The following is a 15,169-nucleotide window of genomic DNA, read 5'->3' as shown; positions in this document are numbered from 1 at the left end:
CTGTCACACCCAGGGAACGGGGCTCTCTTCACCCGGCGGCGGTGCCCGCGAACGATCGGGGCCATGACTGTTTCTCCCCGCCTCGACGACGCCCGTCCCGAAGGCGCCCGTCCCGAAGACGCCCGCCGCGCCGCGCCGCCCCGAACCGAGCACCCGTCGGGCACGGCCGCTCCCCCACCGCGTACCGACGGCGGTCCGGGCGGCTACTGGGCGACCGTCACCGCCGTCGGCTGCGCCAGCATGATGCTGCCGTTCTCGGTGACCGGGGCCGCCGTGGCGCTGCCCAGCATGACCGCGCAGCTGGGCTCCTCGGTGGGCGCCGCCCAGTGGATGCTGAACGCCTTCAACCTCACCTTCGCCGCCCTGCCGCTGGCGGCCGGCGGCCTCGCGGACCGGATCGGCCGGCGGCGCGTGCTGCTGTCGGGGATCGCGCTGGTCGGCGCGCTGTCCGCGGTGGTGGCGCTCGCGCCGTCGATGGCCGTGGCCGACGCCGCCCGGGCGGTGCAGGGGTGCGGGGCGGCCGCCGTGCTGGCGGCGGGCGCGGCGGTCCTGGCCCAGTCCACCTCCGGGCGGCGCCGACGGCTCGCCTTCGGGATCCTCGGCACCTCCTTCGGCACCGGCCTGGCGATCGGGCCGCCGGCCGCCGGCCTGCTGGTGGAGGCGGCCGGCTGGCGGTCGGTCTTCCTGCTCGTCGCCGTCCTGGCCCTGCCCGCGTGGCTGTGCGCCACCCGGGCCCCGGAGTCCCGCAACCCGGACCACCCCGGGATCGACCTGCCCGGGGTGGTCTGCTTCACCGGCGGGCTCGCCGCGCTGTCGTACGCGCTCGTGCAGGCCGGCACCGCCGGCTGGACGGCGCCGGGCACGCTGCTGCCGCTGGCGGGCGCGGTGCTGCTGCTGGTCCTGTTCGCCGGGGTGGAGGTCCGCCGGGCCGGGCGCGCCATGGTCGACGTCCGGCTGTTCCGCAGGCCCGAGTTCCTCGCCGTGGTGTGCCAGCCGTTCACCGTCACCCTGGGGTTCGTCGTGCTGCTGGTCTACCTCCCGGCCTACCTCCAGGGCGTGGGCGGCAGGAGCGTCCTGACCAGCGGTCTGCTCCTGCTGCCGATGACGGCGCCCGTCCTCCTGCTGCCGTTGGTGGCCGGGCGCCTCGCCGCCGCCGTCTCCGTCCGGGCGGTGCTGACCGCCGCCTCCGCGCTGATCGCGGCGGGCTCCCTGCTGCTGGTGACGGTGCGCGGCGACGGGTCGTGGCTCGCGCTGGCGGTGCCGCTGCTGCCGTTCGGGGCCGGGGTCGGACTGGCCTTCGGGGTGATGGACGACGCGGCCGTCGGGACCGTCCCCGCCGAGCACGCCGGGGCTGCCGCGGGCGTCTTCAACACGATGCGGATCACCGGGGAGTCCGTGGCCGTCTCCGGGGCCGCCGCGCTGCTCAGCACGCTGACCGCCGCGCACCTGGGCGGCAGCGGCCTCGCCGCCGACGAGGCGGCGCAGCTCGCGGGGCAGGCCGTCCAGGGCAGGGTGGCCGCGGCGCACCAGGCCGCTCTGGCCGCCGGGTTCACCGACGCCCTGCACGTCCTCGGGCTGGTCCTCGCCGCGCTGTCCGCCCTCGGCGCGGTGCTCACCTACCTCGCCCTGGCGCCGGACGAGTCGGCCTGACCTGCCGTCGGAGCCGGTGCCGGGCCCGGGGCCGCCGGAACACGGCAGGGCCCGCCCGGGAGGTCGGGCGGGCCCTGCCGTCATGCGGTGCGCGTCACATGTTGATCATGTGGCCGGCGAGGCCGTGGATGGCCTCCTTGACCGCCTCGCCGAGGGTGGGGTGGGCGTGCACGTTGCGGGCCACCTCATGGACGGTGAGGTCCCACTGCTGGGCCAGGGTCAGCTCGGGCAGCAGCTCGGTGACCTCGGGGCCGATCAGGTGGGCGCCGAGCAGCTCGCCGTGCTTGGCGTCGCTGATGACCTTGACGAAGCCGATCGGATGACCGAGGCCGTGCGCCTTGCCGTTGGCGGTGAACGGGAACTTGGCGACCTTGACGTCGTGGCCCAGCTCGCGGGCCTGCGCCTCGGTGTAGCCGAAGGAGGCGATCTGCGGCTGGCAGTAGGTGGCGCGCGGGATCATGGCGAAGTCGACCTCCATGGTCTCCGCCCCGCCGATGGTCTCGGCGGCGATCACGGCCATCGTCTCGGCGGCGTGCGCGAGCATCAGCTTGGCCGTCACGTCGCCGATCGCGAAGATGTGCCCGGCGCTGGTACGGCCGCGGCCGTCCACCGCGATGGCGCCGCGGTCGGTCAGCTTGACGCCCGCGTTCTCCAGGCCGTAGCCGTTGACGCGCGGCGCGAAGCCGATCGCCTGGAGCACCTTGTCGGCCTCCAGCACCTGCTGCCGGCCGTCCCTGGTGACGGTGACCTTGACCTTGGCGTTCGGGTCGCTGTCGTCGATCGACTCGACCCGGGTGGAGGTGAGCACCTCGATGCCGAGCTTGCGGTACTGCTTGGCCAGTTCGGTGGAGACCTCGACGTCCTCCAGCGGCACCACGCGGTCCAGGAACTCGACGATGGTGACCTTCACGCCGTAGTTGTGCAGCACGTACGCGAACTCGACGCCGATCGCGCCGGCGCCCGCGATGATGATGCTCTCCGGCAGCTGCTCGGTGAGGATCTGCTCCTCGTAGGTGACCACCCGGTCGCTCAGGCTGGTGCCGGGCAGCAGCCGGGTGGTGGCACCGGTGGCGATGACGCAGTGGTCGAAGGTGACGACGTCGAAGCCGCCGCCGCTGAGCGCGACCTGGAGGGTGTGGTCGTCGACGAAGGTGCCCCAGCCGTCGTACTCGGTGATGCCGTTCTTCTTCATCAGGTAGTGGACGCCCTTGACCCGGCCGTCGGCCACCGAGCGGCTGCGGCGGAAGGCCTCGCCGAAGTCGAAGGTCACCTGGCCCTCGACCTTGATGCCGAAGGTCTTGGCCTCCTTGGTGAAGATGTGGGCGAGCTCGGCGTTGCGCAGCAGGGCCTTGGAGGGGATGCAGCCGACGTTCAGGCAGACGCCGCCCCAGTACTTGGCCTCGATGACCGCGGTCTTCAGACCGAGCTGAGCGGAGCGGACGGCGGCGGTGTAGCCGCCGGGGCCGGCGCCGAGGACGACGACGTCGTAGTGCGTGCTCATGTTGCTGACTCCTCCGAGGGTGTCACGGTCCCGTGATCTCGGTCCCATGGTGTCAGGACCGGGTTCGACGCACCCACCGGGTCTCGGCGGATGCGCTCCGCGCGGCACCGTACCCGGCCCGGGGCCGGATTGTCAGTGTCCTCGGCTACGGTGCTCGCAACCTCGCCGGGCAGGGGCGGGGCCCGGGGGAGGTCCGGGGCGGGGCCCGGGCCGGGGCTCGGGGGTGCGAGCGGGAGGAGGGGCCGAATGGCGGACGAGCGCGGCGGAGCCGGCGGGTGGGACGGGTGGGCCCGCCGCCCGAGGACGGCAGCGGGCCCACCCGGGCGTCAGGCCGTCACCTCGTGGGCGTGGCCCCCGCTCATACCGCCGCCGCCCGCCTGGCCGGCGGGGCGCTGCGGCGGCACGGGCCGGTTCAGCGAGGAGAGGTCCCAGGCGTAGGTGCCGACGGCATGGGCGATCACGTCGATGTTGACGTCGAAGGCGTCCATGTCGATGTTCTTCAAGCCGTCGCAGGCCTTGTGGTAGCAGGCGTCGAAGGCCACGCCCGCCGTGCCGCCGTAACGGCCCTCCTGCGCCGACGACTTGACCACCTCGGCGCCGGTGTCGGTGCCGCCGGCCGGGATGCCCGCGTCGATGAACGGGCCGTAGTCGGAGCGGCCGTCGAAGGCGGTCGGCTCGTGCGGCAGGCCCCGGCCGTCCAGGTAGCCGGTGAGGTCCCGCTCGATCTGCGCCGAGCCCTCGGGGCCGGCGCCGCCGCCGGTGCTGCCCGAGCCGTCGTAGACGAACTGCGCGTAGTTGGGAGAGGCGATCATGTCGAAGTTGAGGTAGAGCCTGATCTTCTTCCGGTCCGCCTCGGAGAGCGACTTCACGTAGGCCTCCGAGCCCTTGAGGCCGAACTCCTCGGCGGACCACCAGGCGAACCTGACCTTGTTCTTCACCGGGTGGACGGTCAGGTTGCGCGCGACCTCCAGGATGCCCGCCGCACCGGAGCCGTTGTCGTTGATGCCGGGCCCGGCCGCGACGGAGTCCAGGTGCGCCCCGACCATCACGGTGTCGGCCGGGTCGCCGCCCCTGGTCTCGGCGATGACGTTCCAGGTCTTGCGCGGCTCCATGACGGTGCGGATGTCGAGGTTCAACCGGACCTGGCCGGCGGCGGCCTTCGCGGCCAGCGCCTCCCCGGCGGCCCGGGTGATCCCGCCGACGGGGATCCTGCCGGCCGCGGGGTCCCCGAGGGTGCCGTTGAGGTCGCCGTCGGTGTTGTTGTAGATGATCGCGCCCACCGCGCCGGCCGTCGCGGCCGCGGCCTGCTTGACGGCGAAGCCGCAGCCGCCGCGCTGGATCAGCGCGATCCGGCCGGTGAACGCGCCGGCCGGGTAGTCGGTGGGCGCGCAGCCGGTCGTGGCGCTGACCGGGGCGACCGCCAGGTCGGCGGTCAGGCCCGCGTCCGGACCGCCGAGCGAGTACGTCATGGCGGTCAGCGGGATGCTCTCGGCCTGCGGGGACAGCACCTGCAGCCGCTCCGAGCGGGCCTCGAAGAAGGTGTACTCGAACTCCTGCCGGGACACCTTCAGCCCGGCCCGGCGGGCCTGCTCGTAGACGTAGCGCGCGGACTCGTCGTGCCCCTTCGAACCGGCCACCCGGGTACCGCCGTTGCGGTCGGCGATCCGCTGGAGCGCGGCCAGGGTGTCGTGGGCGCTCTCGGCGTCGGCGGCCTCGACCAGGCGCGCGGCGAGCCTCTCGCCTCTGCGCACCGGGTCCGGGTCGGCGGCCGCGCCACCGGCCCCGGCCAGCAGCAGCGGGGCGGCCAGGGCGGCGACGGTCAGTACGGCGCCCGCGCTCCGGACGGTGGCAGTGCGCGGGCGCTGGTCCCGGCGCTGCTGGTGCGGTATCGGGGTGGACTGGTCGAGCGGGCTGGTCGGGCGGAGGGGCAGGGAGATCGGGCGGCGGGCTCGGGGCTTCAAGGCGACTCCTTCCGGCGGTCCGTGAACTCCCGATTTGACATGACCGGCATCACGTTGCCAAGGCCGCCGCGCGGCCGCGGGATGCGGACGGCGGCGGAGGCGGTGATCCTGGAGGGGTGGGGCCGTCTCTTCCAGGAGCGTGACCAGATGTCCATGTTGGATAAGCTCAAGGGCCTGCTGAAGGGCCACGAGGACCAGGCCGACAGGGCCGTCGACAAGGCGGGGGACGCCGTCGACGAGCGCACCCAGGGCAAGTACAGCAGCCAGGTGGACTCCGCCCAGGAGCAGGCGAAGAACCAGTTCCGCGACCAGCCGCCGCAGCAGTAGACCGAACCCCGCCGTACGCCTGCGGCCCCGGTCAGGCCCGCCCGGCCGCACCGGGGCCCAGCTGTTCCGGGCCGTCGTTCGGCTGTTCCGAGCCGGGGTTCAGGCGTTGCGGGTCAGCGTTCAGCCCTTCCGGGCCGGGGTTCAGGCGTTGCGGGTCAGCGTTCAGCCCTTCCGAGCCGGGGTTCAGGCGTTGCGGGTCAGCGTTCAGCCCTTCCGAGCCGGGGCCGATCCGTCCTGGACCTGCGGTCAGCCGTCCCGCTCCGGCGCGGCCTCGGCCGCGGGCCGCCGTGCCCCCGCCTCGCCGCCCGTGCCGCCAGTGCCGTCCGCGCTCCCGGCCCCGCAGTTCTCGCACGGTTGCGGCCCTGGCCGCTCGCGCAGGCGCCCGCACTCCGGGCACACCCGGTCCAGCCAGCAGGCCGCCTCTCCGCCTTCGTCCATGCCTCCGAATTCTGCCCGGAGCGCCCGCACCGACGAGAGTAGACACTGTCTACGGCAGCCTGGTAGACAAGGCCCATGACCGATCAGGACAAGGACCTGCGCGCACGCCTGGTGGCCGCCGGCGTCGAACTGGTGACCAGGGAGGGCGTCCACGCCCTCGGTCTGCGCGAGATCGCCCGGCAGGCGGGGGTCTCGCACGGAGCCCCCCGCCGCCACTTCCCCACCCACCGCGAACTGCTCGCCGCCATCGCGCGGCACGGGTTCGGCAGGCTCACCGACACCCTGGCCGGCGCCGACGCGATGGCCGCCACCACCGACGCGGCCCCCCGCACCCGGCTCGACGCGCTCGCCCGCGCCTACCTCGGCTTCGCGGCGGCCAACCCCGGCATGTTCGAGCTGATGTTCCGTCACGACCTGCTGGAGGGCAGCGGAGCCGAGCTGCGGCACACCACCCTGCCGATGTTCCACACCGTCGCCCGCCTGGTCGGCGAGGCCCGCCCGGAGTCCACCGATCCCGGACCGGCGGCCGCCGCGCTGTGGGCGAACCTGCACGGCCTGGCCCAACTGCGCGCCTGGGGCAGCCTGCGGCTCATCACCGGCGGCGAGGACGTCGAACCGCTGCTGCGCGCCGCCCTGGACGCCCACCTCGGCCCGGCTCCCGAGGCCCTCCCCCGGGGAGCCGTCACACGCCGGTGAGGCCGTCGATACTCTCCCGGAGCAGGTCCGCGTGGCCGTTGTGGCGGGCGTACTCCTCGATCAGGTGCACCAGGATCCAGCGCAGCGAGACCGTCTCCGAGCCGAACACGGCCGCCGCCCGCTCGGAGAGGCGTCCGGTGTCCTCCAGCGCCGCCGCGGCGGCCAGTTCGCGGCCCTGCTCGACCTCCGCCCGCCAGTCGGCCAACGCCTCGGGCATCCCCCGGTCCGGGGTGAGCGCGTAGCCGCCCTCGCCGTCCGCGCCGTACAGCGGCGGCGCTTCCCGGCCGGCCAGCACCCGCTGGTACCAGGTGCGTTCGACCTCGGCGAGGTGCTGGACCAGGCCCAGCAGCGTCATCGTCGACGGCGGGACGGCCGCCAGCCGGACCTGCTGGTCGTCGAGTCCGGCGACCTTCTGCACAAGAGTCACCCGATGGAACTCCAACCAGCCTTCCAGCATGGCGCGTTCGTCTGCGTGCGGGGACGGCAGCGGCCGCCCGTCGAGTGTCGGTCCCATGGCTTCCACTGTGGCACAGCCGGGCGACCGGAGTCGATCATCCGACCGGCTTCGGGGCCCGGTCGCCCTGGTCCGCCAACGGCGCGGGCCGCAGGGGCCCGCGCCGGGCCAGGAGAAGCAGCAGGCCGAGCTGCACGGCCGCACCCACGGCCGGCCCCGCCCACACCCCGGTCACCCCGAGCGGCCCCGACAGGGCCGCGGAGGTGGCGAGTTGGGCGCCCGGGCCGAGCGGCACGGAGAGCACCAGCGGCCAGCCGGCGCCCGCCGCCTGGCGCACCCCGCCGAGGGCGACCACCAGCGCGTACGGGAGCAGGTGGAGCGCCGCCATCCGCAGGAAGCCGACGGACTGCACGGCCGCCACCGGGTCGTCGGTAAACAGCGCGGTCAGCGGGACGGCGAGCGTCGGGGACAGCACCGCCGCGACGGCGCCGAGGAGCGCGGCGAGGCGTCCGGTGGCGCGGTGCAGCGCGCCCGGCGCGGTGGCGCGGTGCAACGCCCAGCGCGGTGGCGCGGTGGCGCGGCCCGCGCCGCAGAGGCGGGCGGCCTCGATCGCGGCGGCCTGCCGGAGTGCGTAGAACGCCATGGTGACGACCAGCAAGGCCCGGTAGCCGATGCCGTACCCGGCCACCGCCGCGACGCCGAAGCCCTCGACCAGGGCGAGTGGCGAGTTGGGCCGTGCCGACGGCCATCCGGGCGGTGAAGTCCAGGCCGAACGGCGCTCCCGCGCGGACGATCCGGCCCGCCGCCGCGCCGGTTCCCCGGCGGGTGCGGGCAGCCGTGGCCCCAACCGCAGGGTGACGGCGGCGACCGCCCCGCCGAGGCCGGCCACCCAGAAGGTGCCGATCACCGAGACGATCACGCCGGACAGCAGTTCGGCGTAGACCGGTCCGGCCAGCGCGGCCAGTCGTCGCGACGGACGCCCGCGCATGCTTCCTCCCCCGTTCCGCCGCCCGCCGGCGGCATGCCTCGAATAGAGATATATCTTATCGAGGCACATCGACAAGAGGTAACATGGGGCGCGCCACAGGGCGCACTCCGACGAAAGGGCTTCGACCGTGCTGACCCTCGCGATCCTCGGCTTCCTGTACGACCAGCCGCTGCACGGCTACCAGCTCAAGTCCCGGATCACCGGCCTCACCGGCCACGTCCGGCCGGTCAGCGACGGCGCGCTCTACCCCGCCATCGCCAGACTGGAGAAGGCCGGACTGCTGCGCCGCCGCACCGAGCCGGGCAGCGGGGCCGCACCGCGCCAGACGCTGGAGCTCACCGAGGAGGGCCGGACCGAACTGCGGCGCCGGCTGGCCGACCCGGAGCAGGCCGAGATCACCGACCAGATCCGCTTCTTCGCGCACGCCGCCTTCCTCCACCACCTCGCCGACCCGCCCGCGCAGGCGGCCGTGCTCCGGCGCCGGCTGGCGTTCCTGGACGAGCCGAGCAGCTTCTCCTACGACGGTGAGGGCCGCGCGGTCACCGCCGAGCTGGAGCCGAACCCCTTCCGGCGCGGCATGCTGCTGGTCGCCCGGGCCTCCACGGCGGCCGAGCGGGCCTGGCTGGCGGAGACCATCGCCGAGCTGGACGGCCCGGCGCACTGACCCGTGAGGCCGGGGACGCGACCCGGCGCGCGCCTTCGCACAGCAGCGCGAACGCGCGAAATCGCGCCGTTCCGAGCCGGCTCCCAGTCGGCCTCCGCGTCGCTATGATGATCGGCCTCACGTCCACGGCGTCCCCTCCGCGGCGTGAACCCGCCACCGCGCCCCGCCCGCCCTCCTGGAGGCCGCCGTGCCCACCGCCGAGACCGCAGCCACCCGCCCCGCGCCACTGACCCGGGACGACATCCCCGGCTGGTTCTTCCGTCTCGACCGGGCGGCCTTCGGCCACCTGCTGGCGGCCCAGACCACGGCGGGCGCCACCGGCGACATCCTCGAACTCGGCAGCTACCTCGGCCGCAGCGCCGTCCTGCTCGGCGACCACCTCCAGACCGGCGAGCGGCTGACCGTCTGCGACCTGTTCGACTCCGAGGCGGGCGACGCGGACAACGCCGCCGAGATGGCGATGTCCTACCGCAAGACCCTCACCCGGAGCGCCTTCGAGGCCAACTACCTCGCCTTCCACGGCGAGTTGCCGGAGATCGTGCAGGCGCCCACCTCGGTGCTGGCCGACGGCCGGATCCCGGCCGGGAGCTGCCGCTTCGTCCACGTCGACGCCTCCCACCTGTACGAACACGTCGCCGGGGACATCGCGGTGACCAGGGCGGCGCTCGCCGAGAACGGCGTCGTGGCGCTGGACGACTACCGCTCGGAGCACACCCCCGGCGTGTCGGCGGCGGTCTGGGAGGCGGTCTTCACCGGCGGCCTGCGGCCGGTGCTGCTCACCCCGATGAAGTTCTACGGCACCTGGGGCGACGCCGCGGCCGTCCGGCAGGTCCTGCTCGCCCGCGACTGGCGGGCCGAGGGCTACACGGTGGACGACGACACCATCGCCGGGGAGCCGGTGCTGCGGCTCAACTACCAGGTCAAGGCCCCCGTCCAGCAGTCCACCTCGCGCCGGCTGGCGCTGGACCTGCTGCCGCCGGTCGCCACCCGGGCGACCCGCCGGGTGCTCCGGACGCTGCGCGAACGCCGCGCCGTCCGCCCCGTTCCGGCCTCCTGACGCTCCGGCGGCCGGGCCCGACCGGATCAGGGCGGTGGCGTGGATCTTCCACGCCACCGCCCTTTTCATATGTCTGACATATCTTCAATTCAACGCCTCACTCGAATGAGTGAATCTCCCTTAAAGATTTGCCCACGGAACGTTAAAGGTCGCATAGTGATGGAGCCTCAGTTGGGTCTAGGGAAGACCAAGTTCAGGCAAAGCCACCGCGAGTGAGGAGAAGGCCTTGTTCCACGGAACCACGGCGTCGGGCCACGGGCAGCGGCTCCGCGAGGAGATCACGAGCCCGGGAGCCACGCCCCTCATCGGCGTCTACGACATGTACTCGGCCTCCATCGCGGCCGAGCACTACAACGGCATGTTCGTCTCCGGATTCGGCTTCGCCGCCTCCTACTACGGCCTGCCCGACATCGGATTCATCGCCTGGCCGGACATGGTCGGCTTCGTCGAACGGCTGCGCGGCGCCTTCCCCCGGCACCATCTCCTGGTCGACATCGACGACGGCTACGTCGATCCCGAGGTCGCCTGCCACGTCGTGCGCAGGCTCGAACGCATCGGCGCGTCCGGCGTCATCCTGGAGGACCAGAAACGGCCGCGCCGCTGCGGCCACGCCGACGGCAAACAGGTCCTCCCGCTGGAGGAGTACCTGGAGAAGCTGGACCTCGTCCTCGCCAACCGGACGGACCTCCTGGTGGTCGCCCGCACCGACGCCACCGAGGAGGACGACATCCTGCGCCGCGCCCGAGCCCTCGCCGCCACCGACGCCGACGTGGTGCTGGTCGACGGGGTGCGCAGCGAGGACTGGATCCGGCGGATCCGGCGGGTCGTCGGCGACAAGCCGCTGCTGTTCAACCAGATCGCCGGCGGCAAGTCCCCCCGGTTGTCGCTCTCCGAGCTGACCGAGCTGGGGGTGGACGTCGCAATCTACAGCACGCCCTGCCTGTTCGCGGCCCACCGGGCGATGGACGAGGCGCTGGCCGGGCTGAAGGTGGCCGACGGGCGGCTGCCGGCCGGCGCCGGGGAGAGCCGGCAGATCGGCGTGCGGGAGTCCACCGAACTGCTGGAGCGGAACATCGCGCGCTCACGCCCGCTCACGGGGGTGACGGTGTGACGGCCGGGCTGCGCGGTCCCGCCCCGCCCCCGGCGGCCGCCGTCCTGCGGGCCACCGCGCTGGGGCTGGCCGGGGCGTGCGGCCTGCTCGCCGGCGCGGCGGCGCCCGCGGCGGCGGGCGGGGGGCTGATCACGCTCGTCGACAACTCCAACGCCGATTCCTGGGTGGAGATCGACCGCACGGCCAACGTCCAGAACGGCAGCGGCTCGGCGGGCAGCGACCACGACGGCGCCGGGTCCCTGGTGGGCGGCCTGCTCGGGTCCGGCCCGGGCGGGGCGGCGATCGGGGGTGGCCGATGACCGACGACACCGCCCGCCGGGGCCGGCGGCGCGGGCCGCGGCCGCGCCGGTTCGACCCGTACCTGGTCGCGCTCGCCGGGGCGGTCGGCCTGGCCGCCCTGTTCCCGGCCACCGGGGGCTCGGCGCGGGTGGCCGCCGTGGCCTGCAACCTGGCGGTGGCGCTGCTGTTCTTCCTCTACGGCGCCCGGCTCTCCGCCCGCGAGACGCTGGCCGGGCTGCGCCACCTGCGGCTGCACGGGCTGGTGCTCGCCGCCACCTTCGGCCTCTTCCCGCTGCTCGGGGCGGCCACCGCACTCCTCACGCCCGTCCCGCTCAGTGGGCAGTTGCAGACCGGGGTGCTGTTCCTCTGCCTGCTCCCGTCGACGGTGCAGTCCTCGGTGGCGCTGACCGGCGCCGCCGGGGGCAGCGTCCCGGCGGCGATCTGCGCCGGGACGTACTCCAGTCTGGCCGGGCTGCTGCTGACCCCGCTGCTGGCGGCCTGGCTCCTGGACGTGCACACGGCGCTGTCGGCCGAGGGGCTGCTGCGGATCGGGGCCCAGTTGCTCGCGCCGTTCCTGCTCGGGCAGGTGCTGCGGCCGTGGATCGGTGCCTTCCTCGCCCGGCACAGACGGGTGCTGACGCCGGTGGATCGGGGCTCGATCCTGCTCGTCGTCTACACCGCGTTCAGCGCGGCGACGGCCCAGGGCAGCTGGGGCCTGGCCACCCCGGGCGCCCTGCTCGGCCTGCTCGCGGTGCTGCTCGCCCTGCTGGCCGCCGCGCTCGCGGTCACCGGGCTCGGCGCACGGCTGCTGGGGCTCGACCGGCCGGCCACCATCGCGGCGGTGCTGTGCGGCTCGCAGAAGAGCCTGGCGAACGGCCTGCCGATGGCCACCGTGCTCTTCGGGCCCCAGGCCGGGCTGCTGGTCCTGCCGCTGATGGCGTATCACCAGCTCCAGCTGGTGGCCGGCACCGTGCTCGCCGGCCGTTGGGCCCGCGCGCCGGACACCACACCCGCCGGGCAGGCCCCGCCCGCCGATCGGGTACCGGGCGCGCTCACGGGGCCGGGCGGGCCGCCCGTTCCCGGGTGAGCCGACGCCTGGGGCAGGTGCCTGGGCCCGACGTCTGGACTCGACGTCTGGGGCCGGACGGCGGCTGCCGGCCGCGGTGTCCAGCCGGACACCGCGGCCGGCAGCCGCTAGCCGTTCCCGCAGGTCCGTACCGCGGCGGCGCGCGCGTAGTAGTCGGCGGCGTCGGCGGTGAAGCCGTCCTGTTCCGCGAGGCGGCCCGCACGGTCGAAGTGGTGCCACGCCTCGCCGTTGCGGTCCAGGGTGGCCAGCGCCCTCCCGCAGATGTCCAGGAGCATCGCGCGGCGCGCGACGACCTGGTCCTCCGGGGCGAGGTCGAGCGCGTGCCGCGCGAGGGTGAGCGCCTTCGCCGGTCGCTCGTTCAGCAGGTGGTACCGGGCCAGGTAGTAGGTCGTGAGCATCTCGGTCTGCGGGCTGCCGGCCCTGCGGGCGAGCTGCGCGGCCCGCTCGTAGCCGAGGCCGGCCAGGTTCGTGTCGCCGAGTGCCTCCCGGGCCTGGGCCAGGTTGGCGGTGGCGATCGCCTCGCCCTCGGTGTCGTCGGCGCGCCGGGCCAGGTCGGGTGCGCGCAGCAGGTGCGGCAGGGCCTCCTCGTACCGGCCGTTCTGCCCGAGGACCCAGCCGAGCAGGCTCCTGACGCGGGATTCCGCGTCGGCCTCGGCCAGTTCGACGGCGGAGCCGAGGGCGTGGCCGAGCGGAGCCTCCCAGTCGGCTCCGGGCTGCTGGACGACCAGGGGCCACAGCAGCAGGGCGAGTCGCCACGCCCGGTGGTGGTGCCCGCCGGCGGCGGCCGCCGCGGTGGCGGCGACGAGGTTGCGCCGTTCCCTGGCGTACCAGGCCATGGCCTCCTCCCGGTCGGCGAAGACGGGCGTCGACACCGGCGTCCGGAAGTCCTCCGGGAGCCGGCAGCAGGGTTGGCTGCCCGCCACCGCCGCGCTCGCGGCGGCCAGGGCGGCGTACAGGTAGTGATCGAGGAGCGGAAGGAGGCGGTCGTCCCCGGGGGCGGGGCCGAGCGAGCGGGCGAACAGCCGGATGAGTCCGTGCAGGGCGTAGCGGTCGTGCCCCCGTTCCTCCACCAGGTTGGCGGCGACGAGGCGTTCCAGCACCGCGCGGCTGCCGGCCGGGCTGTCGTCCGCCAGCGCGGCGACCGCCGCCACGTCGATGTCGGGGCCGAAGTGGTGGGCCAGCAGCCGCAGGACGGCGACCGCGTCGGGCGGGAGGTGGTCCACGCTGACGCGCAGGACGGAGGCGAAGTCGATGCCGTCCACCGCGAGGAACGAGATCCGCCGCTGCCCGTCGCGGAGTTCCTCGACCGCGTCGCCGAGCGAGCGCTCGGGCCGCACCGCCAGCCGGGCCGCCGCCAGTCGCAGGGCCAGCGGCAGCCCGTCGCACAGCCGCACCAGGCGCCCGGCCGCGTCCGGCTCCGCTCCGACCCGGTCCGGGCCGAGGATGCGGGCGAACAGTGCCTCGCCCTCCCCCGGCCCGAGCCGGTCCAGCAGCAGCGGGCGGGCGCAGTCGCCGGCGACCAGGCTCTCCAGCCGGTTGCGGCTGGTGACGACGGTGGCGCAGCCGTGGGCGCCGGGGAGCAGCGGGCGGACCTGGTCGTAACTCAGCGCGTCGTCGAGGATGACCAGGAGGCGGCGGTTCCGGAGCAGCGAGCGGTAGAGCGCCTCGGCTGCGGCGGTGTTCTGCGGGATGTCGTCGGGCTGGATGCCGAGCGCGCCGAGGAAGTCCCGGATGACGAAGGCGGGGTCGGCGATCGGGGCGGTGTCGACGAAGCCGCCGAGCCGGGCGAAGAGCACGCCGTCCGGGAAGTCCGCCGCGGCCTGTTGGGCCCAGTGGGCCACCAGCGCGCTCTTTCCGATCCCGGCCGGCCCGGTGACCAGACAGATGGGCGAGTCGTGTGCGGTGTGCCGCACGGCCGCGTCGAGGGCGGCGAGTTCGCGCTTGCGCCCGGTGAAGCCGGCCGGTCGGCGGGGCAGCAGGAGCGGTCGCCGCAGGTCGTTCGCGCCCGGCTGGCCCGCGCCGCGGTATGCGTCGGCCTGACGGTGCGCGTCAGCTCGGCGGTGCGCGTCCGCCTGGCGGCGGGCGGCCTCCTGCCGGTCCGCGGCCTCCTGTCCGTGGGGGTTCCCGGGCCGGTGCGTGTCCTCCCGTCGGCGTGCGGCGCGTGGCGGGCTGAGGATCCGGTCGTAGGCCTCGACCATCGCGGGGCCCGGGTCGACGCCCAGTTCGTCACCGAGCAGTCGGGCCGTCCGGTGGTAGAGCTCGATGGCCTCGGCCTGCCGGTTCGTCGCCAGCAGGGCGTCGAGCAGGAGCGCCACCAGGGACTCGCGCAGCGGATGCCGGTCCGCCGGGCCGCGCAGCACCGCGACGGCCTCTTCGGCGCGCCGGCCGGCGGTCAGCGCCTGGCCGAGCTCCTCCACCGCGCCGAGCCTCGCCTCCTCCAGTTCCGCTGCCGCGGCGACGACCGGGGGTGTGCCGCAGAGTCCGGCGAGCGCCGGGCCGCGCCAGAGCGCGAGGGCCTTGCGCAGCGCCGGGATCCCGGCCGGTGCGCCGTCGCCGGTGCGCGCTTCGGCGACGGCGGCGCGGAACCGCTCGCCGTCGATGTGGTCGGACGGCGTCTGGAGGAGGTAGCCGTCACAGGCGGTGGCGATGGTGACCGGGCCCACGGGGTGCAGCAGCCGGCGGAGTTGGGAGACGTGCCCCTGGATCACGGTCTTGGCGTGTCTGGGCGGCTGCTCGCCCCACAGGGCGTCGGTGAGGCGGTCGTTGGTGACCAGCGCGTCGTTGGCGAGGAGCAGCATCGCCAGCAAGGTCCGGCGTTTCGGTGGCCCGATCTCGACGAACTGCCCGTTGCACCGGACTTCCACTGGTCCGAGCAGCCGGAATTCCAACAAGGGTCCCTCCCCACTGCCGATCACCTGCGCAATGGGTAAGGCTACCCTTGTCAGTGGACACTCAC

At 74.5% G+C, this 15,169-nt stretch carries 14 protein-coding genes; 8 read left to right on the top strand and 6 right to left on the bottom strand.

Features of this window, described 5'->3' with window-relative positions; all coding sequences use genetic code 11:
• Positions 1-63 precede the first annotated feature (63 nt).
• Positions 64-1,650 carry an MFS transporter gene (locus tag AB0P03_RS18795; RefSeq protein WP_363629728.1) on the top strand — a complete coding sequence of 529 codons (1,587 nt, stop codon included), beginning with the start codon at positions 64-66 and terminating at the stop codon, positions 1,648-1,650.
• 94 nt (positions 1,651-1,744) lie between these two features.
• Here the strand turns inward: AB0P03_RS18795 and lpdA are convergent, their stop codons facing one another.
• Both lpdA and AB0P03_RS18785 read right to left on the bottom strand, forming a co-directional pair.
• Complete coding sequence (gene lpdA / locus AB0P03_RS18790; RefSeq protein WP_363586237.1) at positions 1,745-3,151, bottom strand: dihydrolipoyl dehydrogenase; 1,407 nt, start codon at positions 3,149-3,151, stop codon at positions 1,745-1,747.
• A 326-nt stretch (positions 3,152-3,477) separates the two neighbouring features.
• Positions 3,478-4,974, bottom strand: coding sequence for a M28 family peptidase (locus AB0P03_RS18785; RefSeq protein ID WP_363629752.1), 1,497 nt, complete (start codon positions 4,972-4,974; stop codon positions 3,478-3,480).
• Positions 4,975-5,259: 285 nt separating this feature from the next.
• Here AB0P03_RS18785 and AB0P03_RS18780 point away from each other — a divergent pair, with 285 nt between their 5' ends.
• Complete coding sequence (locus AB0P03_RS18780) at positions 5,260-5,439, top strand: antitoxin (protein ID WP_363586236.1); 180 nt, start codon at positions 5,260-5,262, stop codon at positions 5,437-5,439.
• 246 nt (positions 5,440-5,685) lie between these two features.
• Here AB0P03_RS18780 and AB0P03_RS18775 read toward each other — a convergent pair whose 3' ends face one another.
• Complete coding sequence (locus AB0P03_RS18775; protein ID WP_363629726.1) at positions 5,686-5,877, bottom strand: hypothetical protein; 192 nt, start codon at positions 5,875-5,877, stop codon at positions 5,686-5,688.
• A gap of 75 nt (positions 5,878-5,952) precedes the next feature.
• Between AB0P03_RS18775 and AB0P03_RS18770 the strand changes: the two genes are divergently transcribed.
• Complete coding sequence (locus AB0P03_RS18770) at positions 5,953-6,573, top strand: TetR/AcrR family transcriptional regulator (RefSeq protein ID WP_363586234.1); 621 nt, start codon at positions 5,953-5,955, stop codon at positions 6,571-6,573.
• Here AB0P03_RS18770 and AB0P03_RS18765 read toward each other — a convergent pair.
• Together AB0P03_RS18765 and AB0P03_RS18760 are read right to left on the bottom strand one after the other, a co-directional pair.
• A complete protein-coding gene (locus tag AB0P03_RS18765; protein WP_363586285.1) occupies positions 6,560-7,087 on the bottom strand; it encodes a DinB family protein in 528 nt (175 codons plus the stop codon). The genes AB0P03_RS18770 and AB0P03_RS18765 overlap by 14 nt on opposite strands.
• A 37-nt stretch (positions 7,088-7,124) precedes the next feature.
• On the bottom strand, positions 7,125-8,015 hold the full coding sequence (locus AB0P03_RS18760) for a hypothetical protein (protein ID WP_363629724.1): 891 nt from the start codon (positions 8,013-8,015) through the stop codon (positions 7,125-7,127).
• Between the two features lie 127 nt (positions 8,016-8,142).
• Here AB0P03_RS18760 and AB0P03_RS18755 point away from each other — a divergent pair, with 127 nt between their 5' ends.
• The 5 genes from AB0P03_RS18755 (at position 8,143) to AB0P03_RS18735 (ending at position 12,213) form a co-directional block, all read left to right on the top strand.
• Positions 8,143-8,679 (top strand): PadR family transcriptional regulator, encoded by a 537-nt coding sequence (locus tag AB0P03_RS18755; RefSeq protein ID WP_363586233.1) that lies wholly within the window; start codon positions 8,143-8,145, stop codon positions 8,677-8,679.
• Between the two features lie 187 nt (positions 8,680-8,866).
• Positions 8,867-9,736, top strand: coding sequence for a class I SAM-dependent methyltransferase (locus AB0P03_RS18750; RefSeq protein ID WP_363586232.1), 870 nt, complete (start codon positions 8,867-8,869; stop codon positions 9,734-9,736).
• A 226-nt stretch (positions 9,737-9,962) separates the two neighbouring features.
• Positions 9,963-10,847, top strand: coding sequence for an isocitrate lyase/PEP mutase family protein (locus AB0P03_RS18745; RefSeq protein ID WP_363586231.1), 885 nt, complete (start codon positions 9,963-9,965; stop codon positions 10,845-10,847).
• The gene (locus AB0P03_RS18740) at positions 10,844-11,146 is read left to right on the top strand and encodes a hypothetical protein (RefSeq protein ID WP_363586230.1); all 303 of its coding nucleotides are present in this window, start codon (positions 10,844-10,846) and stop codon (positions 11,144-11,146) included. The genes AB0P03_RS18745 and AB0P03_RS18740 overlap by 4 nt, the downstream gene beginning before the upstream one ends.
• On the top strand, positions 11,143-12,213 hold the full coding sequence (locus AB0P03_RS18735; protein WP_363629723.1) for a bile acid:sodium symporter family protein: 1,071 nt from the start codon (positions 11,143-11,145) through the stop codon (positions 12,211-12,213). Before AB0P03_RS18740 ends, AB0P03_RS18735 begins: the two co-directional genes overlap by 4 nt.
• A gap of 107 nt (positions 12,214-12,320) precedes the next feature.
• On the opposite strand, the gene AB0P03_RS18730 is transcribed toward AB0P03_RS18735, so the two are convergent.
• On the bottom strand, positions 12,321-15,077 hold the full coding sequence (locus AB0P03_RS18730; protein ID WP_363629751.1) for a BTAD domain-containing putative transcriptional regulator: 2,757 nt from the start codon (positions 15,075-15,077) through the stop codon (positions 12,321-12,323).
• Between the last annotated feature and the right edge of the window lie 92 nt (positions 15,078-15,169).

Origin of the sequence: Kitasatospora sp. NPDC088779 (genome assembly GCF_040685395.1) — a bacterium.
Lineage (GTDB): Bacteria > Actinomycetota > Actinomycetes > Streptomycetales > Streptomycetaceae > Kitasatospora.
Note: the sequence above shows the minus strand (reverse complement) of the source record. Positions and strands in the feature narration are given on the sequence as shown.

Coding starts and splice junctions, on each gene's coding strand:
- AB0P03_RS18795 (WP_363629728.1), top strand. CDS start 64: ATGACTGTTTCTCCCCGCCTCGACGACGCCCGTCCCGAAGGCGCCCGT.
- lpdA (WP_363586237.1), bottom strand. CDS start 3,151: ATGAGCACGCACTACGACGTCGTCGTCCTCGGCGCCGGCCCCGGCGGC.
- AB0P03_RS18780 (WP_363586236.1), top strand. CDS start 5,260: ATGTCCATGTTGGATAAGCTCAAGGGCCTGCTGAAGGGCCACGAGGAC.
- AB0P03_RS18775 (WP_363629726.1), bottom strand. CDS start 5,877: ATGGACGAAGGCGGAGAGGCGGCCTGCTGGCTGGACCGGGTGTGCCCG.
- AB0P03_RS18770 (WP_363586234.1), top strand. CDS start 5,953: ATGACCGATCAGGACAAGGACCTGCGCGCACGCCTGGTGGCCGCCGGC.
- AB0P03_RS18765 (WP_363586285.1), bottom strand. CDS start 7,087: ATGGGACCGACACTCGACGGGCGGCCGCTGCCGTCCCCGCACGCAGAC.
- AB0P03_RS18760 (WP_363629724.1), bottom strand. CDS start 8,015: ATGCGCGGGCGTCCGTCGCGACGACTGGCCGCGCTGGCCGGACCGGTC.
- AB0P03_RS18735 (WP_363629723.1), top strand. CDS start 11,143: ATGACCGACGACACCGCCCGCCGGGGCCGGCGGCGCGGGCCGCGGCCG.